We start from the raw sequence: 26,691 nt of genomic DNA on the forward strand, positions 1-26,691 counted from the left end.
TTTATAATGACAACTTTTCTTTTGAAATAAACTCTGCCCGGTAAGGAATGAAACTACAGCGGAGGCGCCACAACGGATGGCCCTGCCTGTTGGTGAGCAATACGGTATTCCGTTTGGAGCTGCATTGCAGGATGCTGTTATGATCTACCAGGTAGGCGCTGCCCATCCGGTCGTTAAACAGATAGGCCGGTAAAGGAGAACGGATGCTTACCGCAGCCGTTCTGTTTCCTTCATCCAGATGAAAGGCCAGCGTTTGGGATTGTTGGCGGGATACACCGTTATCAAATAACATGAGGTCGTTTTCTGCATTGATGTGTACCGCGTGCCCCATGTCGAAAGCAGCGGAATCGGGGAAGCGGAAATCGCCGTTTTTTCCAAACTTCCAGATCACTTTACCGGTATGCGCGTCCAGCTTCCAGATCTGGCCGTTGTTATAAAAAGAGATGAGATAATTGCCGTCTTTATCGTAGCTCAGGCTGTTGGCGTGCATCCAGTCCATGCGGGTATGCAGGATCTCTTTATCCGTTGCAGGTTCCAGCGCGTCAAATACACTCCACTCCCATACCTTATGGCCTTTGCGGTCCAATACCAGGATGCCGTCGCTTCTCACAGTATCGTGCGCCGTGCCGCCGGCAGCAGTGAGGTCGAAGGTCCGCTCCACAGTAGCCAGCATCACGATATGATTGTCCGGTGCCAGCAATACTTCGTGGTGTACATTGGCAGTAAAATCCGCCTGTCCCTTTTGCAGGTGCAGCAGCGTATCACCGGTCATCGACAACTCCATCACCTGGTTGCCGTAACTGGTGGCGTATTCCTTACTACCCAGGATACGCAGCAGCGTTTTATTCTCCGTAAAGTGCGCCGTTTTGAAACCGGTGCCGGAGCCGTAGTATCAGACCAGGCGCCTGCGGCTTCGTTTGATTTTTTTGTTTGCCGGATGTCTGCAAAAATGCGGCGTCGCAGCCAGGTGAGAAGGTACGACTTTACATTGGTTACGGCGGGTAGTTTCCCGCGCTGGTCCCATATTTCGAGGAACATATCATTGATCGCATCTTTCGTAATTTCTGCATCTCCGCAGATGCGGATACCGTAGTTTACGAGATAGAAATACAGTTGTTCATACAGCTCTACCAGCGCTTCCTGCCCGTTGTTGCGCACACGGTTCCACAGCAGGATATTTGCAGCAGCTTCTTCTGCCGGTGCGCCCGCGGCAAATTGTTCAGGGAATGAGCTTTGGTCACTGTTCATTGTTCACTGGCTGATTCATAAAAGTGGAAACGGCGTCGCAGATGCGAACTTCCCGCATTTACCCTGGTGTTGGCAGTAAATGCGGGAAGTAATATATTATAAGTTTACAGCTATTTTAATAACTACCTTTTTTACCGGCATAGGCGTGCTTACCTTGATGTTGGGCATGTGCAGGTCGGTAGGGAAGAAAATGGCAAACATGCCTTTTTCCAACCGGGAGAAAAACATTGGATGTTCTGCAAACAGCTGGTAGTCGGCTGTTTCATCATATGCTTTGGAAGGCACCTGTTCCCGCAGGAAATCGTGACCTATCAATTCAGAACCAGACACCATATACTGGATATCGATGTACTTCTTATGCGCCTCCATCTGCTCAGTGGAAGTATCTACGGTATCATATTCATTGACAATAGCGAAGATATTACTTCCGTCTATTTCGTACTTTCCTTTTTCCAGCCCGGCCAGGTCTGTTTGTGCCAGGTACTCAAAAGCCTTGATAAATTTAACTCCCAGGCGGTAGTAAAGATGGGCGTTCTGCAGTGTATCCAGTATCATGTTTTGTAAAAAGGTATTAATAAGGCGGCAAGATACTTTTTTTTCTATATACCAGATCTTTGGCCTGTTTACTTCTTTAACAGGTGGGGCTGGATAGCTTTTTCCCAGATAGCATATCCCTTCTTATTCATATGCAGCATATCATCGAGAAACAGTTCTTCACGGGACTTACCCGTTTTGTCAAGCATCAGCGGGAAGATATCTACATAAACTATATTTTTCTCTTTAGAGATATAGTCCCTGATAAGTGCATTCGACTGCTTCGCTTTCTCAAAGTATTTCGCCCTGGAAGGACTGGGTTTCATAGATATATAAACCAGCGGTACTTCCGGCAGTTTACTTCTTATGGTGGTGTACAGCACTTTAAATCTTTGCAGCAGGGTATCGGCGGTAGATTTATCCTCCACTAAATCATTCTCTCCTACGTAAATCACTATCTGGCGTGGGTGATAGGGGAAGATAATATCGTTGGCAAAATAGGTGATATCGGTAGTAATAGCGCCGCCTACTCCCCTGTTCAGCACCACATAGCTGCTGAAGTTCCGTTCCAGGTCGTCCCATTTCCTGATGGAAGAGCTGCCCACAAACAGGATAGGATGCTCCGGAGGTGCATACATCTTATCAAACTCTTTGATGGTGTTAACATCCTTTGCAAAACGCAGCGGCGATTGTTGGGCAAACAGGCATCCGGTTACGTGGAGCAATACAAAACCTGCCAGGAACAAATATCTTCTCATAACTATCAAATTTTTCAGCAGGCTTTAAGATAAACGAAAAATATTTAATTTAGAACAAACTATTACATGAATACCCATCCTGTCAACTTAACCGTTCGTTTTCTGCTGGAAATTTTAATGCTGGTGATATTGGGTTACTGGGGCTGGCACCTGGGTAATGGATGGCTGTCGTATGTGCTGGTGGTGGCCTTTCCACTCACCGCTGCTGTACTGTGGGGCGTATTCCGCATTCCCAACGACCCCAAAGCTGCGCCGGTAGCTATTCCCGGGGTAGCGCGACTGCTACTGGAACTTTTCCTGTTTGGATTGGCCGTGTGGGCATTACGCTCAATGGGGTATCTGCGTGAAAGTATTGCGCTGGGCGTAGTGGTAGTGATACATTATGCCGTATCCTGGGACAGAACCTGGGTGATGCTGCAAAACAAGCCCTATAACGGGTTTTCGGGCAAGAAAATTATGGGAATAAAGCCTTAGAAATACCAAACGGTTTCGGGCGCTACGCTTACATTCACTGTTGCGCCTTTTTTCAAACTGGTATCCGTGGTTTTGATAGTGACTACTTCACCTCCGAGCGCCACTTCGGCTTCCAGGAAGCTGCCGTAATAAGCGATATCACGCACCTTGCCGGACACGGCATCTTTTTTTGCACGAACAATTTTGAAATCTTCCGGGCGGATGAAGATGCTTTTGCCATTCAGCGTAATGCCTGGCAATCCTTCCAGTACAGCGGCCTTTCCCGGTGCAAGAAGATTGTATTTTCCAAATAACCCGGCTACATATTCATTCACCGGCTGATTATAGATCTGTTGAGGAGATCCCTGTTGTACTATTTCCCCGTCTTTCATCACCAGTATTTCATCTGCCCAGGGCAGGATATCCATCGGATCGTGGGAAATCAGCATCACGGTGATACCCAGCTTATCACCCATATCACTGATCACTTTTTTCAGGATGCTTTTATGGATCATGTCCAGGTTGGAATAGGGCTCATCCAGTAAAAACAACCTGGGAGAAGAGATGAGGAGTCTTGCCATAGCGATGCGTTGCTTTTCACCCCCCGACAACTGATCCGTTTTTCTTTTGAGCAGATGTGAAATGCGGCAGATATCGTAGATCTCTGCCGCTTCTTCATCGGTAAGCTTATTGGCATAGGACAGAATTTCTTCTACCCGGTAATTATTTCTCAGTTCAAAATGCTGGGAAAGATAGGCGGTGCCTGGATGCCCTGGAATCAATACTTCCAGCGCTCCCTTCACACGTTTGCCTTCAAACATCACGGTGCCGGCATCCGCCTGGGCCATACCTCCAACAATTTTCATCAGGGTGCTTTTACCTGAGCCGGTTTCACCTGCGATCACTATTTTCTGAAATGCTTGTTGTGTAAAGCTGACATTCTTTAAAATATACGCGCCGTGCAGTTCCTTGCTGATGTTTGATACTTCGAGAAAATTCATTCGTGCAAATTAATAAAAATCGCGGACTAAAGCGAAGGCGCGCCTTTTAATCGCGCCATGCGTTCCGCAGGAACCGCAGCCAGTTGCCATGCATCACATTGTCGATATCTTCCGCGCTGTAGCCTCTTTTAGTAAGGAGGGCGGGCAGTTGCTGCATGTCGGCGATCGTTTCCAGGTCGTAAGGGCATTGCTCTTTGCCAAAGGCTCCGTCGAGATCGGTGCCAATGCCCACGTGCAGCGAGTTACCGGCGATCTGGCAGATATGATCCATATGATCAATCATTTTTTCCAGGTTGCAGCCCATGCTTTCGGGCGTGGATTTTCCACGAACCCAGCCGGGCACCATCATCCAGGCGTCGAGGGCGCCACCTATAACGGCGCCTTTCTGGATGAGCGTTTTGATCATATCGTCGCTGAACTGGCGGTTATGGTCCACCAGGGCGCGGCAGTTATTATGACTGGCCCATACGGCTCCGTTAAACAGGTCCATGGCATCCCAGAAGGCATCATCGCAGAGATGCGTGGCGTCGAGGATCATATTGAGTTGTTCCATTTCCCGGATCAGCTGTTTGCCTTGTTCATTGAGGTGGCCGGTGGCATCGGTACCGTTGGCATAACGCCCGGGGCCGTAGTGCGCGGGCCCTATGGCGCGCAATCCTTTATTGTAGGCGCGTTCGAGGTATTTTAAATTCACGATAGAGTCGGCCCCTTCCAGGCTGAGGATGTAGCCAACAGGCTTTTTGTCGTTGGGAGTACCATCGTTCCACAGCTGCAGGTGTTGCTCCAGGCTTTGTTTGTCTTTGATCATCACCATTTCACCGGCATCTTCCATCGCTTTGTACCAGGCCAGCTGTCCCTGGGTCTGGGCCCATGCCTGTTCCGGTGAATGCCAGCCGGGCAACGGGTTATCGGGGGCTACATAGCGACCTATCAGGGTGGCGACTACCAGCCCGATATTACCTTTCCGTAGTTCAGGGAATGCCACTACGCCTTTGGCGCGGTCGGGTTTATCATTCATACCGGCTTCTCTCGCACGGATGGCGGTTACCGGTTGCCGGAGGTCCCTGTTCCATTCCAGCGCGTTCATGCTGAGATCCAGGTGTGCATCTATTATAAACATAGTTCTGTTCTTATTTAATTCGTCCGGCCATGCCGTTCTTCATCAGTTAGTATAGTTCAAACAAAGCTTCTATCTCTACGGGGATGTTATCCGGTAAAGATCCAAAACCTACGGCACTCCTCACTCCCACGCCATTTTCTTCTCCCCACACGGCAGCAAACAATTCACTGCAGCCATTAATGATATAGGGATGCCGTTCAAAGTCAGATGTACAGTTCACCATCCCCAACACCTTGATCACCCTTTTTACTTTATTCAAACTGCCCACATGTGTTTTAATGGTGGATAGCATCGTTAATCCTACTTGTCTTGCGGCCAGTTTGCCCTGCTCCATATCCAGTGCATCACCTATCCGTCCGATGATCAGTGATTTATCATGCTGCACAGGACCATGACCGGAGAGATACAGGTATTTGCCATCAATAAGGAATGGCTTGTAAACACCCAATGGCGACGGGGCCGGTGGCAGTTCCAGTCCCAGGGCCGCTAATTTCTCTTCTGCATGATTGTTTCCCATAGTTGTTGTTTTAACAAAAATGGGATTAAGTTATGCAATTTTATTTTTCCGGGAGATGAATACTTAACCGGGGGTTACAAAAAAGCCGTCTTTGCAGACGGCTCCTTAATCTTCCATTACCTGACACTGGAATCCATTTTCATTTACCAGCATCATTATTTTCCCGGGATGAAAATTCTCTCCTTCTACCCTTAATACTTTATCACAATCTTCAAGATCGAAATTGATTTTACTATCCGGAAAATTACGGAGTAACAGCGCTACTATTTCTTTCGCGGCTGCTACCCGTTTTACATTCGTTATGAATACTTCTACCATTGTAATAATTTTGATTACATGTATTTCATCGGCTCATATTTCAACAGCCGCCTCCACAAGGCAATTTGCCCGATACAATTGGCCTCCCGGTAAATATTAAAAGTCAGCAAATCCCAGAGCGACATTTTCATGCCGGGGAATTCCAGTATGTGATCCAGTTGTTCATCTGCCACACTTACCAATGCTGTTTTTAACAACGGGGAAATTTTCTCCCAGTCTTTTTTAAAAATTTCGAGAGATGGATACTGCTGTGAGTCTTTTATTCCCTGGAAATCTTTGAAAAGATCATTTGCAGAAGATGTAGCTTCCACTTTCAGCAAACCGGCCAGCTCAAACCGTTGCTGTACCAGGCTGCCGGCGAGCCAGGCAATGTGATTGGCAGGAGTATCCAGTCTTTTATGTGCGTCTTCATCCGTAATTCCATCCAGTACCTTTGGAAAAAAACCGGTGTGGAGATCAAACAGTGGAAGGATGCCCTGCATCCGTGTGCTTACAGTTTCCATATAATAATATTTTTTTTGGTTCTCAAACTAACGGTAAGGTACCCCATAATTTCTGTCCGGATGGATGCTGATAGAGTCAATATTAGGGGGTATTTGCGACAAATTCGTTATGTTTGAGTAGACAACTAAAAACTGAAAGCCATATGCTACAAATTGGGATCCTGCTTATACGCCACTACAAGCTTTTAAGCCTGGCTGCCATAACAGATGTGCTGGACACCGTCAATAAGATTTACTATAAAAACAGCCAGCCAACACCCTTCAAAATAACACTGGTACATACTGCTGAAACGGAACACCTGGCAGCAGCATTTCCGGATTATGCGTCGCAACACACAGATGCGGCGGGCACTTTTAACCTGGTGCTGGTACCCTCTTTTACTACAGATGACATCCGCCAGTCGATTGCAGAAAACCGGGCTTATCTTCCCTGGCTGCAACAGCAGTATAAAAGCGGCGCTGAAATCGCCAGCTTCTGTACCGGCGCTTTTTTATTGGGCGCTTCCGGTTTGCTGGATGGTAAAATAGCCACCACCCATGTAGATGCCTGCAAGGAATTTTCCTCCTCATTCCCGGCAGTGAACCTGTTATCGGATAAAACGGTTACCCACGATTCCGGCATTTATACGAGTGGTGGCGCCACTTCTACCTTCCACCTGCTGCTTCATCTGCTGGAAGTGCATTGCGGCATTGAAATAGCGATAAGGACCGCTAAAATTTTTGCGGTGGATATGGGCCGTGACAAACAATCCTATTTCAGCACATTCCAGCCTACCCGTAATCATCACGACGACCTAGTGGCGTCCGCGCAACAGCGGATTGAAACCAGCTACCAGGACGTAGGCACCATCGAGGAAATGATCAGGGACATCCCTTCCAGCAGGAGAAATATTGTGAGAAGATTTAAACAGGTAACCGGTGTAACCCCTATTGAATACCTGCAATTCACGCGGATTGAAGCGGCCAAAAAACTACTGGAACAAACCGGGCAGCAAATGGCGGAAGTGATTTACAACTCCGGCTATAACGATCCCAAAGCATTCAGAAAGGTATTCCGCAAAACGGTGGGAATAACCCCTTCTGAATACCGGGAAAAGTTTAATGCCGCCAGATCATAAATTCTGATCCCTGTCCCAGAAGGCAGGAGGCTCTATACCAAGTGCGCGGAGATATACATACCCCTGTCCGCGATGGTGAATTTCATTGTCGAAAATGTAGAACAGGATGCTAACTGATTTGCCTTCATACTGTCCAAAGGCGGTGATTTCCTTTTGAAAGGCTTCCACGGGGATTTTAGGCCACCATTCGTTGAGCTTTTCTGTAATAACATCCCAGAGTTGCAACAGTTCCGCTTTGGTGGTAGGGTTTACTACCGCGCCGGTATCTTTCAGCAATACATCAATACCCAGCCATTCGTCGGTGATAACGCCATATACGGAGGGGAAAGCCATTCCGCAGAATTCCATTACCAAAGTGGAAAAGGGTCGCATACCGCCCACGCTGAAGGTGAACAGCTGATCTTCCGGAAATGCTTCAATCATCCGGCGGGTCAATGCGCGGTGGCCCTGCCAGTGTTTCAGTAACTGACCAGGAGTGATAACGGTGGTTGTAGTTGCGGCAGATAAGGTGTTGTTTTCCATAAAGTCTGTATTTTTTTGTTTTACAATACAAAGAAAACAAGGGGTTGTGACAACCCTATGTCAGTAGCCTCAAAAAAAAAGTTGATGCTGCTTCAGAAAAGTAATTTCTTTTGCAAACATCGCCTTTTTTCTGTGGCCAAAATACAGCCTGGGACCATCACCAGCCAAAATATGATTTAGCGTTACCGTAACAAATATCCTGTATCATTTTTCCCACCGCCTCTATGTCGTCCGGAATTTCGCCACGCTCTATCTCTTCACCGAAGAGGTCGCAGAGCAGGCGGCGGAAGTACTCGTGGCGCGGATATGAAAGGAAGCTGCGTGAATCCGTGAGCATACCCACAAAGCGGGATATCAGCCCCATGTTGGAGAGGGCATTGATTTGCCGGGTCATACCGTCTTTCTGATCCAGGAACCACCAGGCGGCGCCGAATTGTACTTTACCGGCTACTGAACCATCGTTGAAGTTGCCCGTCATGGTAGCCATGAGTTCATTATCGGCGGGGTTCAGGTTATAGATGATTGTTTTTGCCAGTTTATCCTGGCTATCCAGTTTATCGAGGAATTTAGCAAGCGCGCGGGCCTGGGAAAAATCACCGATGGAGTCCCAGCCCGTATCCGGTCCCAGCTGCCGCAGCATGCGGGAATTATTATTCCGCAGGGCGCCGAGATGGTACTGCTGCACCCACCCTGCTTTCCAGTCCATAAGCGCCAGTTCCAGCAGCAACGCTGATTTGAACTGCCGGTTTTCGGCGTAGGTAAGCGCCTGACCACCGCGTATCTTTAAAAAGATCTGCCGGATATCTTTCTCCAGAAAATCATCTGCATATATTTCCTCAATACCATGATCGGATACTTTACAACCGTGGGCTGCAAATACATCATGCCTGTTTTTCAGGGTTTGCAGCAGATCATCATAGGTGCTGATGCTGCAGTTGACAGCCTGTTCCAGCTTTTCCAGGTACCGGTTATATGCTTCCGGTACGTCCACATTCATGGCCTGATCGGGGCGGAAAGCAGGTACTACCGGTATTTCAAAGCCATCCTGTTTGAGTTGCCGGTGATATTGCAGGTTGTCGGCCGGATCATCAGTTGTACAGATGAGCGATACATTCCTGCTGCGCAGCAGGTTTTGCACGCTGTATTCCGGTGTTTGCAGCAGCTGGTTACAGCTGTCATAGATTTGCTTTGCAGACGCAGGATTCAGTATATCGCTGATGCCGAAATAGCGTTGCAGTTCCAGGTGTGTCCAGTGGTGTAAAGGGTTGCGCAGTGTATACGGCACGGTAGCGGCCCACTTTTCAAATTTCTCCCAATCTGTATTATTACCGGTACAGTAACTTTCCGGTACGCCATTGGTGCGCATAGCGCGCCATTTATAATGATCTCCGTATAGCCATGCCTGCGTGATATTCTCAAACCTTGTATCCGCGGCTATCTGCGCGGGTGGCAGGTGACAATGATAATCGATGATAGGCATATCCTTTGCATAGTCGTGGTAAAGCCTTTCTGCCGCATCACTATTCAGGAGGAAATTTTCATCCATGAATTTTTTTCTCATCCGTAAAGTATTTAAGTATTACAATGACACTCCTCTTTTCCAGGGAATAAAATCATCCTGACCGTTGAGGACAGATTTTGCGGTGATAGCACCGCTGGCCACCTGTATAACGTAGTCGAGTATACGTTCTCCTGCTTCAGCAATGGTTTCTTCACCGTCTATAATAGTACCGGTATTAATATCGATGATATCATGCATACGCTGGTACAGCTTTGTATTACTGGAGAGTTTGATGACCGGTGCAATAGGGTTGCCGGTAGGCGTTCCCAGCCCGGTGGTAAACAGCACCACGTTGGCGCCACTGCCCACTTCCGCGGTAGTGGACTCCACATCATTACCAGGTGTGCAAAGCAGGTTAAGCCCCGGCTGCCGCACCATTTCGGGGTAATCCAGTACAGCAGCTACCGGTGAGGTGCCTCCCTTCTTGGCGGCCCCGGCCGATTTTATAGCATCGGTGATCAGTCCGTCTTTTATATTTCCGGGAGATGGATTCATATCAAATCCGGAGCCTGCTTCTTCCGCACGCTGCTGATAGGTACGCATCAGCTGGATAAACCGGGTAGCGTCATCCACGTTGCGGCACCGGTCACTCATTTCCTGCTCAACGCCGCAGAGTTCAGGGAATTCAGCAAGGATAACGGAGCCACCCAGGGCCGTCAGCAGATCGGAAGTATAGCCGATAGCAGGATTGGCAGAGATGCCGGAGAAGCCGTCCGAGCCGCCGCATTCCAGCCCGATGCATAATTTACTCAACGGCGCCGGCTGGCGGGTACATTGGTTGGCAAGCATCAGTCCTGCGAAAGTTTGACGGATCGCATCCGTGATCAACTGGCTCTCCGCGCCGGTTTGCTGCTGATCCAGTATATACAGCGGCTTTGAAAAATTGGGGTCGCGTTTATTGATTTCATCCTGCAACATACTGATCTGCGCATTCTGGCAACCCAGGCTCAGCACCGTAGCACCGGCCACGTTAGCATGGGTAATATATCCTGCCAGCAGGCCGCACAGCGTTTGTGCATCCTGGCGGATACCACCGCAACCGCCGTCATGTGTGAGGAATTTGATGCCGTCCACGTTTTCAAATACGCGGCTATTTTGTGCCCCCGCTGTATCTTCGGTATACACCGTCTCGAGGATCTGCCCGGAACCTGCGCCGGCCCGCTGCTTTGCTGCCAGCGAGCGCGTAAAGGCGGCGTACTTACCCGGACGGGCATATCCCAGTTCCGGTAGCAGCGCTTCTTTCAACACTTCCACATTCCTGTTTTCACAAAACACCAACGGAATCACCAGCCAGTAATTGGCAGTACCTACGCTGCCATTGGCACGATGGTATCCCATAAAAGTTTGCTGTTGCCAGCGGGAAACATCCGGCGGCTGCCAGGTGGTTTTCCTTTGTGCAGCCAGCTCATAGCCATTGGCAGCATGGTGTACATTTTCCACGGCAATCCTGCTGCCGGCGCTGATGGTGCGCTGTGCGCGCCCCACCAGTACGCCATACATGTAAATGGCATCACCTTCTTTCATAGGCGCCACTGCAAACTTGTGTTTGGCAGGAATCTTTTCCTGCATCGTGTATACGGCGCCGTTATACTCCACCGTTTCTTCCTTTTCCAGGTCTTGTAGCGCTACCAGCACGTTATCGTGCGGATGCACCTTTAATACTTTCTGCTTCATTTATCTATCCTTAAAATTTTACGATACCGCTATTTCTGCTGCTATTTTTTCAAGATAAACAGCTACGCCCTGTTCCATTAATGCCTTCAGCATCGTGGTAACCAGCTGTGCGAAACCAGGAATGGTGGCCAGGTTATATCCCCATATGGCCTCATTGCTGAAGGAGTTTTTTATCACATCCTCCGGCGTATGCTGCTGCCACTGCGCCGCATACCAGGCGGCCTGTTCATCTGTGATAGTATAGTTGCTGCCACCCCGCATAAACAACGCATGCGCTGCAAAGCCCAGCGCCATCAGCGCCGGTACATGTGCTGTACGCCGGTGATATTGCAACAGTACCGGCAATACCCGCATTCTTAACTTTGCCGTATACTGACTGCAAATGCTAAGCCACTTGTGTTCAATAGCCGGGTTGCGGAAGCGGTCCAGCACGGCGCCGGCGAAACGGATAGCGGCGTCGTTACGTATATGGATGTCTGTTATAGCTGGGATAATTTCATGCATCATCAGTCCTTCCATATAGGCAGCCATTGCTTCATCATTCATGGCGGCTTTCACGGTTTCATGACCGGCCAGGAAGGCCAGTCCGCAGCTGAGGGTATGCGTGCCGTTGAGTAAACGGAGCTTCAGCTCCCGGAATACATTGATGTCGGGCGACAGTACCACGCCGGCATCTGTTTCACTGAAAGATAATATCTTTCTTACCTGCTCACTATTGGTTTCAATGGCCCATAACCGGTATACTTCGGTCATGATCAGGAGTTCATCCTCATATCCTGATGCTATATCGGCAGCGCCGGGTACAATGCAATCCACCAGTGAGTTACAGCAGTAGTTGCTGTTGGTGAGCCAGTGTATAAAGCCTTCTTCCAGCTGATTAAATGCGCTCAGCTGCAACAGGATTTCCCGGAGTTTGCTTCCGTTGTCCGGAATCAGTTCTGTAGGGATGATCACCATTCCTTTGGTGGCATCTCCCTTAAAATGGTGATAGCGTCGATAGAGGAAAGCCAGCAGTTTACCCGGGAAAGATGCCGGCGGTGTGGCATGAATGCTTTCTTCCACATACACAATACCTACTTCGGTGGTATTGGATATTACTACCTGCATATGCGGACTGGCAGCGCAATCCATAATATCGTTCCATTGGGTGGCGGCTGTCAGCACCCTGCTGATGCTGGCGTTAATAATATTTTCCGATACCGGTTTCCCGCCGTCAATGCCCCGGATACACTGTGTATAAAGGTTATCCTGTTCATCGAAAGCAGCGGTACTGCCTTTGTCCGTTGATTTCACTACTACTATCCGGCCATTAAACAAACCCTGCTTATTGGCTTTGTCTATGAAAAAACCGGGTAGTCCCCTCAACAATACGCCTGTTCCAAATTGCAGCACTTTTTCGGGCAGCGTAAAGCACGCTTCTGCCGGAACCTGCAGCGCATCATTTTCGTGCAGCCGTGCCAGTAATTCTTTTGAAAGTTTCATATCCACATTATTTAGTCATCATTTCCATTTCATTAGCGGCCAATATATAGGCCCCTACGCCTTTAGGATCGTTATCGATCACCTTTTCGCTGAGATAATAAGCATAGCTTCCATCACGATAGGGATCTCCGCCAAGCCCGGCCACGCTTACGGTGCCGCTCAGGGTGATATCCCCTTCCGGATTTTTACGGATAAACTGTTTCAGGATGCCGTTGTATCCTTTCTTCGCTACCCCACGATAGCCCGCCGGCAGATAACCCAAACGCATGCCTTTCGCCAACGCATATACGAACATGCAGGAGGCGGAGGCTTCTACATAGTTGCCTGTACTGTCGCCTTTATCCAGCACCTGGTACCAGCAGCCGGTTTTGGCGTCCTGGTATTTTTTTACGGCGGCAGCGGTACGGTTTAAAATAGCAATAAGACTGTCTTTTCCGGGATCACCAGCCGGATAATATTCCAGCGCATCTACCAGCGCCATAGCATACCAGCCCATAGCGCGGCCCCAGAAGTGTGGCGACTGCCCTGTGGCTTTATTGGCCCAACGCTGCTCTTTTGATTCATCCCACGCATGATATAATAAGCCCGTACGGGAATCGCGTGCGTGCTGCTCCATCAGTACAAACTGCCGGGTAATGTCCCGGAAGGCGTTGGTTTCCCCGGTGAGCACGGCATACTCTGCATAAAAAGGTTCGCCCATGTAAAGTCCATCCAGCCACATCTGCCAGGGATAGCGCTTTTTATGCCAGAAGCCGCCGTTGTTTGTGCGGGGTTGTCCCCGCAGCTGCTCCCGCAGGTGATCTGCAGCGATCTTATACTTATTGTTTTTGGTGGCCTTATAAAGCGTTAGCAGTATCCGGCCGTTTTTAACATTATCAATATTGTAATCTTCCAGCTGGTATGTATGGATGTTACCGTTAGCATCCACAAAATGATCCATGCTTTTTTGCATGTACCGGAAATATTCCTGGTTACCTGTTCTTTTCCATAAGCCGGTAAACCCTTCCAGGACCACACCCTGGTCGTACGACCACCGGACCGGCCTGCCGGGCTGTATTTCCAGCGAGTCTTTCCAGATGCGCATCACCGTTGCCGCCATACCGGCAGCACCGGTTTGTGCCTGTGTGAGTGAAACGATAAGCAGCAATGCAGTGGAGAGTATTGATTTTTTAAAACGCATGATCTTCCGTTGATTTGGTTTTAGTATCGCGGTAACGGCAACTGTCGAGTGTGATGTTTTTTGTATTGCGTGTTTCCACCGGTGGTTTGCCGGAAGACGTAAGCAGGTATACATTATTGAAATGCACGTTTTCTGCTTCCAGGCATTGGATGCCTTCATCCGCTTTGATCACCAGGTTACGCAGGTGAATATTGCTGACCGGCATTTCCGGCAGGCCGCGTATGAACACTGCTTTTTTTGCACCGTAGCATACGATGTTGTTCATATAAAAATTACGGAACCGGGGCGTAGCTGCTGTAACCGGCAGCGTTTCCACGCGGGGAGCCACTCTCTTTTCGCCAGCCAGCGGCACCGGATCTTTGGCGGCATAGTACATATCAAACAGGATGGCTTCTCCCGGAATATCTTTCATGTTGATGTTGGCAGCATAAATATCTTCCACGATTCCTCCGCGGCCACGGGCCGTTTTGAAACGCAGCCCGATATCGGTACCCAGGAATGAACAATCGGATACATAAATATTACGGGCGCCACCAGACATTTCGCTGCCTATTACAAAGCCGCCATGCGCGTGGTATACCGTACAGTTTTGCACGATAACATTTTCGGTAGGTTTACCACGTTTACGTCCCTGCTCATCGCGGCCGGATTTGATACAAATGCCATCATCGCCTACATCAAAGGTGCAGTCGAGGATCTGTGCGCCGCTGCATGATTCAAGGTCTACCCCATCGCCATTTTGTGCGTACCAGGGGTTTTTAACATACACGCCACGCAGGGTGATGTTTTCGCAGAGCAGCGGATGCAGGCACCATGCCGGTGAATTCTGGAAGGTAACCCCTTCCAGCAGTACATTTTTACAGGAAGCAATGCTCACCATATTGGGCCGGAGATAATCTTTGATACCTGCGTAATCGGCTATTTTACTGCCGGGGGTGATTACCCCAGCCAGGTTAGTTTTGGAGCCGAGATAAGATGACTGTGAAGGGTACCAGGTAACACTATCAGGGCCAACCAGGCCACCGGAAGCTACCAGGTTTTCCCATTGCGTAGCGGTGAGCTTAGCCTTCTTCACCATGCGCCAGGCGTCGCCGCCGCCGTCAAGGATACCACTACCGGTAACGGCTATATTTTCCTGGTTGCTGGCAGAAACGGGCGGCTGGCAACGTACGGCTGCAAGCCCTTCGTAAGTAGTGCTGATAAGCGGATACTGGTCAAAGTCGGTAGTGAACTGCAATACCGCGTTCTTCGACAGGTGAAGATTCACGTTGCTTTTTAACACAATTGGGCCCGTGAGCCAAAGGCCCGGTGGTACCAATACCACGCCGCCACCTTTGTTATTGCACGCCGTAATTGCTTCGTTGATAGCTTTACTATTTAACGTAATGCCATCTGCTTTAGCACCAAAAGAGGCGATCGTAAAAGTATCTTTCCTGAAATGTGGTTCATAGATCACCGGCAGCTCATAGCTATACTTCCCTTCAAAAGGAGTTGTTTGCAGGTAAGCAGCCAGGGGTAATTTCTTTTCCCGGATTTCCCCGGCTACGAGCGCAGCTATTTTTGCAGCGCCATAGGCAGAAAAATGAGTATTGTCTGTAATACCCTGTGGCAGCGTATTATAGTGGCCCGGCGGTGTAGTGCGGAACATCTTTTGCGACGCAGCTTCCCCCTCTTTAGTCAGTAAGGCAGCGCTGCTATGTTGCAGATCAACCAACGGCACCTGCATCGCATTTGCAACGGACCTTACCACTGCAGGATAAGCGCCGTGGGTATCTTCCAAAACCCCATTGGTAAACTTACGGCGCGCTACCGGTGTAATAAGCAGCGGATGGGCGCCTTTGGCGCGGGCCTCTTTTACAAAGCGCTCCAGGTTGGTTTTGTACGCCCCTTCCGGCGCCGCATAACGGGTAGTGTCACTGATCTTTCCATCGTTGTGGCCAAACTGGATCATCACCCAATCGCCGGGTTTCAGTTGCGCCAACACGCTATCCCAGCGATGTTCATCGATAAAGCTTTTGGTACTTCTTCCGTTAACCGCATAGTTTTTTATGATGATATCCTTTTCAAAAAATTGCGGAAACAATTGCCCCCAGCCGCGTTCAGGATTATCTTCCAGTGGCTTGTTAGCCATGGTGGAATCACCGATCATGAATATAGCGGGTTTGGGACCGGCTGGCGCCAGTCCCAATAATGATAATAAAAGTATCTGAAGAATCTTCATTAGTTATATTTATCGTTCTGCTTAAACTCGTCTTTATTTGTTACGGCGTCGATCTGATCCTGCGGAATAGGCCGCACGGTATGGTACGACTGGAAATACACCTTAGCATCCGGGTTATGCAGCGCAATCCGCTCAGCCAGTTTGCCGGTACGCTTCAGATCAAACCAGCGCAGTTGTTCACCGGCCAGCTCCCGCGCTCTTTCATCGAGGATAAAGTCGAGACTGATATCTGCGGCGGTTATTACCATCTCTGCTTCATGTCCTGCGATAGCGGCCCGTTTGCGGATTACATTGATGTACTCTGCCGCTTTAGCTGAATTGCCCAGCTTGAACTGTGCTTCTGCTGCAATGAGATACATTTCCGCGAGGCGGATAATAAATGCGTCCCGCGCGCTTTGTTCTTCGTTCATGGATGCCCGTGTGGGATCGTCGAATTTATCCAGGGATACATAACGGGTGCGGTCTTTTCCGCCGCCATTTTCTGTATATACGGCGTTCCTGTCGTAGATCCGGTATTTGGTGGAAGCGGGCAGTACATATTTACTGCAATAGATAGCGGTATCACCCAGCTTCATGCCGTTAGGCGCTGTTTTGAGATTATTGCAATACCACACCTGTTTGAAAGAACCTTCGTAGCGTGCATCTGCATTTTCATTGAACAGGTTTAACAGGAACAGCGTAGGCATATACCGGTTAAAAGGACGCTGGTTAAGGATATCGCGCTGCATACCCGGCAGGTCATCGTACTTCATGGCAAACAGCATGTGTGCGTTGTTGGCGCCGCGTGAGTGCCCGTTAGGGAACAACGTAGCATCGGTGCGGTCGTCAAACACCAGGTTCTTCATATAGTTTACAGCCCAGATCACTTCTTTATTCTGCAGGTTATCCATACGCCAGAGATCTGCGTATTTGGGTAACAGCGTGTAGCCATAACTGTTAATTACTTTATCTGCCAGGTCAGCAGCCTGCTGGTTCATGCCGCGGGTGAGATACATCCTTGCCAGGAAGGCTTCTGCAGCAGGCTTGGTTACACGGCCATAGTCGGATGTAGTAGCAGGCAGGTTATTCACTGCTTCTCCCAGGTCGCGGAAGATCTGTGCATAGAAAGTATCCACGGGTGTGCGGTTGGCGGTGGTTACTACACCTGAAGTTTCCGTAAGGGTAAAATGGACAGGCCCCCAGGTTTCTACAATATGCCAGTAGTAAAAGGCGCGGAGGAAATGTAATTCGGCGCTGCGTATGGCTTTCCTCTCCGGCGTTAACCCGGCACCATCTATACGTGTGATGCCCGCGTTACACAAATTGATCGCTGCATACAGCTGTTTCCATAAAGCGCTCATCACGGAATTGCTGGCCTGCAGGTTGTTGTAGTTGGTCATATCCGGGTACTTATCGCCGGTGCCGCTGGTCCATATATCGGTGCCCATTTCGGCCATGCTGTATCCTTCTTCTTTTCCATACCACCAACGGTTATAGGTATACGCTGCGTTTACCAGTGTTTCAAAACCTTCCGGGGTGGAGTATACAGCATCGGTGGTAGTGCCGCCGGGATTGTATTCTTCCAGTTGCTTGTTGCATCCGGCAAGGCTGCCGGCGGCCATACACAATATGATGAGGTACTTATTTATAGTGGGTGTCATTGTTACTTTTTTTAGAAATTAGAACTCAACATTTATTCCTGCCACATACATCCTGGTGAGCGGATTGCTCAGATCGCCTCCCCTTTCCGGGTCATAGTCTTTTACTTTGCTGAAAGTGAAGAGGTTTTTGCCGGTAACGTATAAACGAAGACTGCTCAGGTGCAACGACTTCAACGCATCAGCGGAGAAAGTGTATCCGAGTGAAAGGTTACGGATCTTTACAAAAGAACCATCTCTATACCCCAATGTTTTGATAAAAGGCGTACCGTCTTTGGAAAGACTGGCATTGGGCCGGGGATAATCGTTGGATGGATTTTCCGGGGTCCAGTAATTTACCGGTGCGCTGTTTTCCAATCCCTGCGGATCGTATTTTGCCGCATACTCGGAGTTGATCCACTGGCCAATACGGGCAAATACGTAGATGTTGAGATCAAAGTTTTTGTACCGGAAATCGTTATTGAAACCACCGCTCCATTTAGGTACCTGCGCACCAAGTATGATGCGGTCGGATGTGTTGATGGTTCCTTTTCCGTCCTGGTCCTTCACTTTGATATCGCCGGGTTTGTAACCATACTTTGTGGCTTCGGCAGCTTCTGTTGTTTGCCAGATACCAATTTTCTCATAGTCGTAATACACTTTTACCGGGGAGCCGATGAACCAGCCATTGGCTACATCGTTGGTGCTTCCATCTGCCAGCGCTACAATTTCTTCTTTATTGCGGGAGTACACGATGTTGGAAGTCCAACGGAAATCGCCGGTGGAAATGTTCGTGGTATTAATTCCAATTTCAATACCCCTGTTGCGGGTTTTACCAATGTTCTGCACTACAGTGCTTACACCGGAAGAAGTAGGCAGCGTACGTTGCAGCAGCAGGTCTTTTGTTTGCGTATCATAATAATCGATGCTACCGGTAATCCTGTTAGCGATGATACCGAAATCGAGTCCTATATTTTTGGTGGCAGACAGTTCCCATTTAAGTCCCTTGTTGCCTGCCTGGTCGCCGATGGTGTAAGCCATTGCCGCATTGGTATCATCCCATGAAAAAGGTATTTTGGTAAGATAGCTCATTGTGGAATAAGGGTCCACTGCATCGTTACCGGCAATACCATAGCTCACTCTCAGTTTCAGATCACTGAAAAAGGTTTGCGACTTCATGAACGTTTCATCGCTGATGCGCCATGCTGCGGCTGCTGAGGGAAAGAACGCCCACTTGTTACCCGGTGAAAGTTTGGAAGAGCCATCGGAGCGGCCGGTGAGCGACAACAGGTATTTCCCTTTGTACGCATAGTTCAGGCGGCCGGTGAAGGAAATGAGTTTGCTGGACTGGTACATACTGCGTGCTGCGATGCCGCTTACATTGTTCTGCATGGCATAGTACAACTGCGACGGAAGCAGCTGGCCTTCGCCCTGCATAAGTGAAGAGTCGCGCTGATCCGACAGTACGCTGGCTACGCCGGTAATACCAAAGGAGTGATCACCGATTGTTTTATTATAGGTGGCCACGTTTTCCCAGCTGAGATACCTGCGGGTGCTGCCGTTCGACTGCGACCGCGAGGTAGAAGCGGTAGACCGGTCGATAGAGTTTTTAGATGCAAACACACCCTGTTTCGCATTTTCCAGTGTTACACCAAAGTTGGAGCGGAACATGAAACCGCTGAAGGGTGTAAGTTCCAGGTAAGCATTGATAAATGTGCGCGTAGTACGGGTATTATTCTGGTAAGCATTCGGCTGCTCATCCGCCAGGGGATTGATAGCCGAGCCGCTGTTGGGAAATAATACCAGGTTGCCGGCCGAATCGTAAGGTATGGCCAGCGGAATGTACTTATTGGCCTGGTTGAGCGGATCACGGCGGGTGCTCTGCTCGTAATAGGTGATCTGGCTTTGTGCGCCTATTTTGATTGCATCGTTAATCGTTTGATCGATATTCAGACGGGTGGAATAACGTTTAAGATCATCCAGTTTCAATAATCCTTTCTCATTGAAATAATCAAAGGAGAAATACACTTTTGTTTTTTCTGACCCTCCGGAGATGCCTGCCTGGTAGTCCTGCTGTAAGCCCTTATGTAACAGGAGGTCGGCATAGTTAGCCCACAGGTTGTTCTTTATTTCATCCAGTTCAAATGCGTTGAATATTTTTGAATCATCTGCCTCGCTGGCCCATCTGCCGGTAGTACGGTTGGCTTCCCTTTTCAGCGCCGTATATTCGGGGCCGTTACTCATACGCGGATAGCCGTTTACTTCAGACGAACCAACATAAGAGCTGACATTTACCCTGGGTTTGCCGGAGGTACCGCGTTTGGTGGTAACCATGATTACACCGTTAGCGCCGCGGGAACCGTAGATGGCGGTGGAAGATGCATCTTTCAGTACTTCCATCGACTGGATATCATTCGGGTTAATATCCTGTATATTTTCGTACTGTACCCCGTCTACGATGTATAAGGGGCCGTTACTCGCTTTGATGGACCGGTTACCTCTCACCGTTACATTCACCTTTGCGCCTGCTGCACCGCTGCTACGGGTGATATCCACTCCGGGTAGTTTTCCCTGTACAGATTCCATCACGTTGGTGGAAGGTACCTTTTTAAGTTCTTCTCCTTTTACTGACACCACGGAGCCGGTGAGATCCCGTTTTTTCACCAGGCCATAACCTACTACCACAATTTCATCCAGTTTCTTATTGTTTGGTTCCATTTTTATTGTCATGTTGACATTATCCGCTGTCAGTGTCACCGCAGTATACCCTATGTAACTGAACAACAGCTCGGTCTTTTTACCCTCCGGCACCTGGAGGCTAAAGTTCCCATGTGTATCTGTTTGTGTACCAGAAGTAGTGCCTTTAACCTGAACACTCACAAGCGGCAGTGGCTCGCCGGAAGTGGCGTCTGTCACCTTCCCTTTCACGGTACGGGTCTGTGCAATCGCCCAACTGCTGAAACCCAACAACAGTAAGCAAATGAAGTAAATTCTTTTCATAACGTTTGGCGTGAATTAAATGGCAAATAAAAGTTGTGCTATAGTAAGCGTTGATTAACGTGGTGATTAATTGGTTGAACAGGAGTTCTTTCTTCCGTATTGTGCTGTTACAAGTCTACAGAACTATTTGCTAATGGTGAAGTTTATTTACGCAATCGTTCCCGGAAAAATCAGTACTTTCACCATAACAAGAATACCGGAAAACATAGTCCGGAAGCCGTTATGAAGTATAGAGCAGCAACCATCAAAGATATTGCGCAGGCGCTTGGCCTGTCCACGTCCACAGTGTCGCGCGCGTTACGTGACAGCCATGAAATCAGTGCCGCTACCAAGCAACTGGTGCTGGAACATGCCGCAAGTCTGAACTATCATCCCAACCCGATTGCGTTGAGTTTAAAAGAAAAGAAAAGCAGGTCGATTGGTGTGATTGTATCAGAAATTGCCAACAGTTTTTTTTCACAAACGATCAATGGCATTGAATCGGTAGCTAACGAGAAGGGCTATACGGTAATTATTTCTCAGAGTCATGAATCTTTTGAGAAAGAAGTGAGAACCTTGCAATACCTGGCTTCCCGGTCGATAGATGGGTTGCTCATTTCCGTATCGAGTGCCACGAAAGACCTCACCCATCTGAAAGCGCTGCATCAGTACGGATTCCCGATTGTATTTTTCGACAGGATTATAGAAGACATTGCCACGCATAAAGTGATGGTGGATAATTTCCAGGGCGCTTATAACGCTACCATGCACCTGCTTCAGCAGGGATACCGGCGTATTGCCTGTATTACCAACTCCGCGCATCTTTCCATTACGCGGGAACGGGTGGCAGGATATATAGCTGCGCTGGAGAAACATGGTATTCATCCACAGCCGGCGCTGATTAAATATTGTTTTCATGGCGGCATGTTGCTTCCTGAAGTAACCGACGCGGTGAACCAGCTGATTAAATTAAAGACTAAACCGGATGCTATTTTTGCCACCTCAGATAAGCTCACCACGGGTTGCATGCGTGCCCTGAAAAAGGCAAAGGTGGCTATTCCCGGAGGAATGGCACTCACGGGTTTTTCCAATTCAGACCTGATAGAGCTGCTGCATGCGCCTATCACCGTAGTACGGCAACCCGCTTTTGAAATGGGCCAGGTAGCCACCGAATTATTGCTGCAACTGATAGAAAGCAAACGGCCCGTTAAAGAGTTTGAAACAAGAGTGCTTCAGTCTGAGTTGCTGATACCACCAAGGTAACCGCGGGTTTTATTCTACCCTCCACCAATCCACATCTGCCCAGCCGGCATCATTTGTTTTTACATCGCGGCTGCAGCACAATCCCATCTTAGCACCTATCCATTTGCCGGTAGTAGCGGTAAACGGCTCACCTGCGGCCTGGAAGGTTTTTCCATCCGTGCTGTAACTGAAGCGGCAAATACCTCCTGCGCTCACTTCTACCCTGAAAAATATATCCGTTGACGTTATCTCCGTTATGGCGGTTGTTTTTTCAGGAGAGCCTTTATCTGCCTGTGTACAGGTGAAGTACGACAAATAAATACCGTTTGCTTTTTTAATCAGCGACAGTCCTGCGTAGTTTAGTCCCATTACCAGGAAGTTTACGCGATCCCCGTTTTGCCGTGGTTTAAAGCTGAGTTTTGTAGTAGCCTTGAATACGGGCGCCGGGAATTTCTGCAAGAGTACCTGGGGTACTTCCCAGAGGTTACGGGCGCTATCCGGTATTTGCGCGGCAAACAGGCGCAGGCTGCCTTTTGCCACCGACGGGAATGCCCAGCCGGCAGCCGGGTTGGCCTGCCATTGCCACTGCAAGCCTAAAGTGGCAGCATTAAACTCATCTGATTCCTGTGGCGTGGCCACCGGGTAACCTGCGCCGGTAACCGGTTTGCGATAGGTCAGTACCGGTTCTCCTTTTCCATCATGGTCGTTGTCCGTTCCTATCACCGGCCAGTTGTCCACCCATTTCATTGGTTGCAGGTGTACTACCCTGCCGTAAGCTTCCAGGTCCTGGAAATGCAGGAACCAGTCATCCCCTTTGGGTGTTTGCACCCAGGCGCCCTGGTGCGGGCCGTTGATGGAGGTTCGTCCCTGGTCCATAACTATTTTGCTTTCATAAGGGCCATACACATTTTTTGAGCGCATCACCAGCTGCCAGCCGGTGCCCACGCCACCTGCGGGTGCGAAAATGTAATAGTAGCCGTTGCGTTTATAAAACTTGGGGCCTTCCAGTGTAGGGTGTTCATCGTGACCGTCAAATACCAGTACGCCTTCATCGGTAGCTTTTGTACCGGTGGCATCCAGCTTTTTCACTACGATAATACTTTTAATACCTGCGCGGCTGCCGGCGTATGCGTGTACCATATATACGTTCCCGTTATCATCCCACAGCGGGCAGGGATCAATGAGTCCTTTGCCTGCCACCACGAGCTCTGGTGTACTCCAGGGGCCGGTGATCTGTTTTGATTTTACCACGTAGATCCCGAAGTCGGGGTCCGGGTAGTAGATATAGAATTCATTGTTATGATAGCGTATGGCCGGCGCCCAAACACCGTTACCGTGTTGTGGTGCGGAAAAGTGATCATAAGGAGGCTGGCGTAATAATGCGTGCCCGATGATGCGCCAGTTCACGAGGTCGCGGGAATGCAGGATGGGCAGGCCGGGGATCGCGTCAAAACTGGAGGCAACCATGTAATAGTCCTCCCCTACACGGATCGCATCCGGATCGGAATAGTCGGCGTACAGCACCGGGTTTTTATACGTGCCATCACCTTTATCGGAAACCCATACTTTAGAAATATCCGCGGCCGATTGTGCGATAGCGGTAGTAGTGGTTAGCAGGCATAACGCACAGGTAATTATCTTCATAAAAAATTCGGGTGAAATTTGTTTCATAACGTGCGGTCAAAATAACAAATGACCTGCAAAAGCAGGGCGTTATTTACGCAATCGTTCCCGGCAGGAACTGCTTCTCCCGTAAAATAAAAAAGCTAACATGAATACCCCTGTTTCAGAAAACAGAAAATAACTGATCTTTGTAAGAATCAGTTACACAGAGAACCATGCAGGAAATTATTATCCGTAAAGCCACTGCTGCAGATTTGCCCACATTACTGGAATTTGAGCAGGGAGTTATCACCGCAGAACGTCCTTTTGATCCGACTTTAAAAGAAGGCATTATACATTATTACGATATAGCAGCCATGATTACTGCTTCGCACATTGAGCTGCTGGTGGCAGAAGCGGCAGGGCAGCTTATTGGCTCCGGCTATGCCCGTATAGAGGATGCAAAGCCCTATGTGAAGTTTGCACAGTATGCGTACCTGGGCTTTATGTATGTAACGCCATCATGGCGGGGTAAGGGAGTAAATAAGCTGATCATAGATGGTTTGAAAACATGGGCACAATCGCATGGTATCGTAGAAATGCGGCTGGAGGTGTACAATGAAAATGAGCCCGCTATAAAGGCTTATGAGAAAACCGGCTTTAGCAAGCACATGCTGGAAATGCGGCTACCCATCTGAGTTTCCGGGATTCATTAAAAAAATGGCACAATTTTCGACAGGAGGCGGGGTAAAGAACTTAAAACCATGAAACAGATACTCGTAGCCTTAGCTGCAGCAGTCGTTTTCTTTTCCTGCAAAAGTAACGCTGATAATGCCGCCGCTATTGAAAGTGCAAAGAAAGCCACCATTGATTCAATGAACAATGTAAGTGCCATCAAACAGCAGGTAGTGGATTCCATGAATGCGTTGAAAAGCAACCGTTCACACAGTCGTGAAAACGTAGCCGGTACTCAATATAACAATGAAACTGCTCCGGCAGTAGCCAATACAGAAGCTCCGGCGCCCGCCCCTGCAAAGAAAAAGGGCTTGAAATCGTGGAGCCATACTGCTAAGGGTGCCGTAGTAGGCGCCGGCGCAGGTGCTGTAACCGGTGCTATCGTAAACAAAGACCGCCTGAAAGGCGCTGCCATCGGTACCCTGATTGGTGCTGGTGTAGGTGCCGGTACCGGTGCTATTGTTGATCATAAGAAGAAACAATCCGCACAACAGTAACCCATAATGATGAAGAAACGGCGTATCCTCACGGGTACGCCGTTTTTTTATGCTGCTGCCAGCTTCTTTCCTTTTTCTGTGAGATAGGGATAAAATAAATCCCCAAGGAGGCGGACATAATAATTAACTGCCTTTTTCCCTTTCAATCCCGTAGTAAGTTCGTTCGCCGAAATCCAGAAATCGCCGATGAGATAAATGCTCCGGATCAGGCTTTCCCATACTTCTTCCGGTATATCCGTTCTTACAATACCCTGCTCCCGGTAGTTTTCAAATAGCCGGAGGAATTGCCTTCTGCGGATGCTGAACCGCTGGGCATATACCTTCTTTATTTCCGGCATACGCCGGGCAATCATCACAAAATGGATGTAGATAAAACGGTACTGATAGATATGTTCCAGTATCGTTGTTATAGACTCCTGCAGGGTATAAAGCCCTGCTGCCGGCCCGTTTGCAAATACGGGCAGTTCATTCAGTTCATCGATGTGCCGGGCATATATCGTGTAAATGATGTCATCGGCGTTTTTAAAATAGTACTGGATGTTACTGTGACTGATCCCCATTTCTTTGGCAATATGCCGGATAGTGATCACATCTATCCCCTGCTTGTTAAACAGTTCTAAAGCAGTTTCCAGTATCTTTTCTTTTGTATTCATGAGATGCCCGCGCCTTTAATATCTTACGAAAATAAAAAAATTAGTACAAATGTACAAATTAAAAACAATGGTTTTGTACATTTGTACTAAAACAAACAGCGATGAAGATCAGGGAGATTATTTTAGGCACGCACAACCTTACTGCCACCACGGCATTTTATACCCAGTCACTGCAATTGCCGGTGATCAGTGAAAGCAGCCGCCACATCAGCTTACAGGCCGGCAGCTCCATACTTACATTTGAACAGCAGGAAACGGCTACTGCACCGGTATACCACGTGGCATTCAATATTCCGCATAACCAGCTACCTGAAGCTGTACAGTGGCTGCAAACCTTTACCACCCTGCTTCCGGTAACAGGCAGCAGCTATATCGCTGATTTCAGCAACTGGGATGCACAGGCGGTATACTTTTACGATAACAATGGGAATCTGCTGGAGCTGATTGCGCGGCATGGCCTGGAGAATGAGTCCGCGAAACTGTATATCGACAGTATCAGTGAGCTGGGTGTGGTAACAACTGATCCTACCGGTTATGCGGACCGGCTCATCAGCACTTACGGATTACCTGTTTTCTCCAGGCAACCGCGCCTGGAACAGTTTACAGCGCTGGGAGATGATAATGGATTACTGATCATTGTGGCGGCAGGACGAAACTGGTTTCCGACCAACGTTCCGGCGCAATACTTTCCCGCTGTTATTACCATAGAAAATAACGGTAACGCCACTACGCTATCGCTGTAGCTGCTTATCGCGGTGCTGATGCCCCCAGTCGTTCAGCTGATCCCATACAGGAATAAGACGTGCAGCAATTTCCGTGAGCCGGTATTCCACTCTCGGTGGCACTTCGGCGTATACAGTCCGGGTAACGAGTCCGTCGGCTTCCAGCTCCTGGAGGTGCAGGGTAAGCATACGGTCGGTGATATTGGGAATATGTTCTTTTAATTCACTGAAGCGCAGCGTTCTGTTCACCAGCTTATACAGGATAAATAATTTCCACCTGCCCGCCAGGATATCAATGGCATGGGCCACTCCGCACACACCTGAGATCTGTTCGCGGTTCAAATGATTGGTAGACGTTTCCTTGCGCTTTGCCATTACTTACATTTTTGTGTGTTGCATACAATAGGCTACAAAAATACAAATGTAACGTTCGTG

Annotated in this window: 26 protein-coding genes; 6 read left to right on the plus strand and 20 right to left on the minus strand. The window is 48.8% G+C overall.

All coding sequences use genetic code 11. The features are described 5' to 3' along the window. Nucleotide 1: 1 nt before the first annotated feature. The 4 genes from V7S65_RS23625 to V7S65_RS23640 form a co-directional block, all read right to left on the minus strand. On the minus strand, nt 2-784 hold the full coding sequence (locus tag V7S65_RS23625; RefSeq protein WP_336388002.1) for an aryl-sulfate sulfotransferase: 783 nt from the start codon (nt 782-784) through the stop codon (nt 2-4). Continuing rightward, nucleotides 784-1,248 (minus strand): RNA polymerase sigma factor, encoded by a 465-nt coding sequence (locus V7S65_RS23630; protein WP_336388003.1) that lies wholly within the window; start codon nt 1,246-1,248, stop codon nt 784-786. Before V7S65_RS23630 ends, V7S65_RS23625 begins: the two co-directional genes overlap by 1 nt. A 96-nt stretch (nt 1,249-1,344) precedes the next feature. Next, the gene (locus V7S65_RS23635; protein ID WP_079472707.1) at nt 1,345-1,803 is read right to left on the minus strand and encodes a YhcH/YjgK/YiaL family protein; all 459 of its coding nucleotides are present in this window, start codon (nt 1,801-1,803) and stop codon (nt 1,345-1,347) included. Between the two features lie 68 nt (nt 1,804-1,871). Further along, on the minus strand, nt 1,872-2,540 hold the full coding sequence (locus tag V7S65_RS23640; RefSeq protein ID WP_336388004.1) for a GDSL-type esterase/lipase family protein: 669 nt from the start codon (nt 2,538-2,540) through the stop codon (nt 1,872-1,874). 66 nt (nt 2,541-2,606) lie between these two features. Here V7S65_RS23640 and V7S65_RS23645 point away from each other — a divergent pair, with 66 nt between their 5' ends. Continuing rightward, nucleotides 2,607-3,014, plus strand: coding sequence for a YrdB family protein (locus tag V7S65_RS23645; RefSeq protein WP_336388005.1), 408 nt, complete (start codon nt 2,607-2,609; stop codon nt 3,012-3,014). Here the strand turns inward: V7S65_RS23645 and V7S65_RS23650 are convergent. The 5 genes from V7S65_RS23650 to V7S65_RS23670 form a co-directional block, all read right to left on the minus strand. Beyond that, nucleotides 3,011-3,994: an ABC transporter ATP-binding protein gene (locus tag V7S65_RS23650; protein ID WP_111579296.1), complete on the minus strand. Its 984-nt coding sequence runs from the start codon at nt 3,992-3,994 to the stop codon at nt 3,011-3,013. The two genes, V7S65_RS23645 and V7S65_RS23650, sit on opposite strands and share 4 nt — an antisense overlap. Nucleotides 3,995-4,040: 46 nt before the next feature. Next, on the minus strand, nt 4,041-5,114 hold the full coding sequence (locus tag V7S65_RS23655; protein ID WP_079472703.1) for a dipeptidase: 1,074 nt from the start codon (nt 5,112-5,114) through the stop codon (nt 4,041-4,043). A 46-nt stretch (nt 5,115-5,160) separates the two neighbouring features. Beyond that, nucleotides 5,161-5,631: a RidA family protein gene (locus V7S65_RS23660; protein ID WP_079472702.1), complete on the minus strand. Its 471-nt coding sequence runs from the start codon at nt 5,629-5,631 to the stop codon at nt 5,161-5,163. A gap of 105 nt (nt 5,632-5,736) precedes the next feature. Continuing rightward, complete coding sequence (locus V7S65_RS23665) at nt 5,737-5,949, minus strand: hypothetical protein (protein ID WP_079472701.1); 213 nt, start codon at nt 5,947-5,949, stop codon at nt 5,737-5,739. A gap of 14 nt (nt 5,950-5,963) precedes the next feature. Then, complete coding sequence (locus V7S65_RS23670; protein ID WP_336388006.1) at nt 5,964-6,452, minus strand: DinB family protein; 489 nt, start codon at nt 6,450-6,452, stop codon at nt 5,964-5,966. Nucleotides 6,453-6,595: 143 nt separating this feature from the next. On the opposite strand from V7S65_RS23670, the gene V7S65_RS23675 reads away from it, so the two are divergent. Further along, nucleotides 6,596-7,570, plus strand: a complete 975-nt coding sequence (locus V7S65_RS23675) for a GlxA family transcriptional regulator (protein ID WP_336388007.1) — start codon at nt 6,596-6,598, stop codon at nt 7,568-7,570. On the opposite strand, the gene V7S65_RS23680 is transcribed toward V7S65_RS23675, so the two are convergent. From V7S65_RS23680 to V7S65_RS23715, 8 genes are all read right to left on the minus strand, one after another. Further along, nucleotides 7,565-8,092 carry a DinB family protein gene (locus tag V7S65_RS23680; RefSeq protein WP_336388008.1) on the minus strand — a complete coding sequence of 176 codons (528 nt, stop codon included), beginning with the start codon at nt 8,090-8,092 and terminating at the stop codon, nt 7,565-7,567. The two genes, V7S65_RS23675 and V7S65_RS23680, sit on opposite strands and share 6 nt — an antisense overlap. Before the next feature lie 157 nt (nt 8,093-8,249). Then, complete coding sequence (uxaC, locus tag V7S65_RS23685) at nt 8,250-9,653, minus strand: glucuronate isomerase (protein ID WP_336388009.1); 1,404 nt, start codon at nt 9,651-9,653, stop codon at nt 8,250-8,252. A gap of 18 nt (nt 9,654-9,671) precedes the next feature. Beyond that, the gene (locus V7S65_RS23690) at nt 9,672-11,327 is read right to left on the minus strand and encodes a UxaA family hydrolase (RefSeq protein ID WP_336388010.1); all 1,656 of its coding nucleotides are present in this window, start codon (nt 11,325-11,327) and stop codon (nt 9,672-9,674) included. An 18-nt stretch (nt 11,328-11,345) separates the two neighbouring features. After that, nucleotides 11,346-12,809 carry a tagaturonate reductase gene (locus V7S65_RS23695; protein ID WP_336388011.1) on the minus strand — a complete coding sequence of 488 codons (1,464 nt, stop codon included), beginning with the start codon at nt 12,807-12,809 and terminating at the stop codon, nt 11,346-11,348. Between the two features lie 7 nt (nt 12,810-12,816). Further along, entirely contained in the window at nt 12,817-13,989 is a 1,173-nt protein-coding gene (locus V7S65_RS23700; protein WP_336388012.1) for a glycoside hydrolase family 88/105 protein, read from the minus strand. Further along, nucleotides 13,979-16,210 (minus strand): glycosyl hydrolase family 28 protein, encoded by a 2,232-nt coding sequence (locus V7S65_RS23705; protein ID WP_336388013.1) that lies wholly within the window; start codon nt 16,208-16,210, stop codon nt 13,979-13,981. The genes V7S65_RS23700 and V7S65_RS23705 overlap by 11 nt, the downstream gene beginning before the upstream one ends. Further along, on the minus strand, nt 16,210-17,850 hold the full coding sequence (locus V7S65_RS23710; protein ID WP_336388014.1) for a RagB/SusD family nutrient uptake outer membrane protein: 1,641 nt from the start codon (nt 17,848-17,850) through the stop codon (nt 16,210-16,212). The genes V7S65_RS23705 and V7S65_RS23710 overlap by 1 nt, the downstream gene beginning before the upstream one ends. Before the next feature lie 18 nt (nt 17,851-17,868). Next, entirely contained in the window at nt 17,869-20,826 is a 2,958-nt protein-coding gene (locus tag V7S65_RS23715) for a SusC/RagA family TonB-linked outer membrane protein (RefSeq protein WP_336388015.1), read from the minus strand. Between the two features lie 222 nt (nt 20,827-21,048). Here V7S65_RS23715 and V7S65_RS23720 point away from each other — a divergent pair, with 222 nt between their 5' ends. Beyond that, nucleotides 21,049-22,068, plus strand: a complete 1,020-nt coding sequence (locus V7S65_RS23720; RefSeq protein ID WP_079472690.1) for a LacI family DNA-binding transcriptional regulator — start codon at nt 21,049-21,051, stop codon at nt 22,066-22,068. Nucleotides 22,069-22,077: 9 nt separating this feature from the next. On the opposite strand, the gene V7S65_RS23725 is transcribed toward V7S65_RS23720, so the two are convergent. Next, nucleotides 22,078-23,691, minus strand: a complete 1,614-nt coding sequence (locus V7S65_RS23725; RefSeq protein WP_336388016.1) for a glycoside hydrolase family 43 protein — start codon at nt 23,689-23,691, stop codon at nt 22,078-22,080. Between the two features lie 194 nt (nt 23,692-23,885). On the opposite strand from V7S65_RS23725, the gene V7S65_RS23730 reads away from it, so the two are divergent. After that, entirely contained in the window at nt 23,886-24,347 is a 462-nt protein-coding gene (locus tag V7S65_RS23730) for a GNAT family N-acetyltransferase (protein WP_336388017.1), read from the plus strand. A gap of 66 nt (nt 24,348-24,413) precedes the next feature. Then, nucleotides 24,414-24,881, plus strand: a complete 468-nt coding sequence (locus V7S65_RS23735) for a YMGG-like glycine zipper-containing protein (RefSeq protein ID WP_336388018.1) — start codon at nt 24,414-24,416, stop codon at nt 24,879-24,881. A 47-nt stretch (nt 24,882-24,928) separates the two neighbouring features. Here the strand turns inward: V7S65_RS23735 and V7S65_RS23740 are convergent, their stop codons facing one another. After that, complete coding sequence (locus V7S65_RS23740; RefSeq protein ID WP_336388019.1) at nt 24,929-25,534, minus strand: TetR/AcrR family transcriptional regulator; 606 nt, start codon at nt 25,532-25,534, stop codon at nt 24,929-24,931. 101 nt (nt 25,535-25,635) lie between these two features. On the opposite strand from V7S65_RS23740, the gene V7S65_RS23745 reads away from it, so the two are divergent. Continuing rightward, on the plus strand, nt 25,636-26,277 hold the full coding sequence (locus V7S65_RS23745; RefSeq protein WP_336388020.1) for a VOC family protein: 642 nt from the start codon (nt 25,636-25,638) through the stop codon (nt 26,275-26,277). Here V7S65_RS23745 and V7S65_RS23750 read toward each other — a convergent pair. Continuing rightward, on the minus strand, nt 26,266-26,631 hold the full coding sequence (locus tag V7S65_RS23750) for a winged helix-turn-helix transcriptional regulator (RefSeq protein WP_111579280.1): 366 nt from the start codon (nt 26,629-26,631) through the stop codon (nt 26,266-26,268). The two genes, V7S65_RS23745 and V7S65_RS23750, sit on opposite strands and share 12 nt — an antisense overlap. Nucleotides 26,632-26,691 lie beyond the last annotated feature (60 nt).

The organism is Chitinophaga sp. CCNWYY40 (genome assembly GCF_037483205.1).
In the GTDB taxonomy this organism is placed as follows: Bacteria; Bacteroidota; Bacteroidia; order Chitinophagales; family Chitinophagaceae; genus Chitinophaga; species Chitinophaga ginsengisegetis.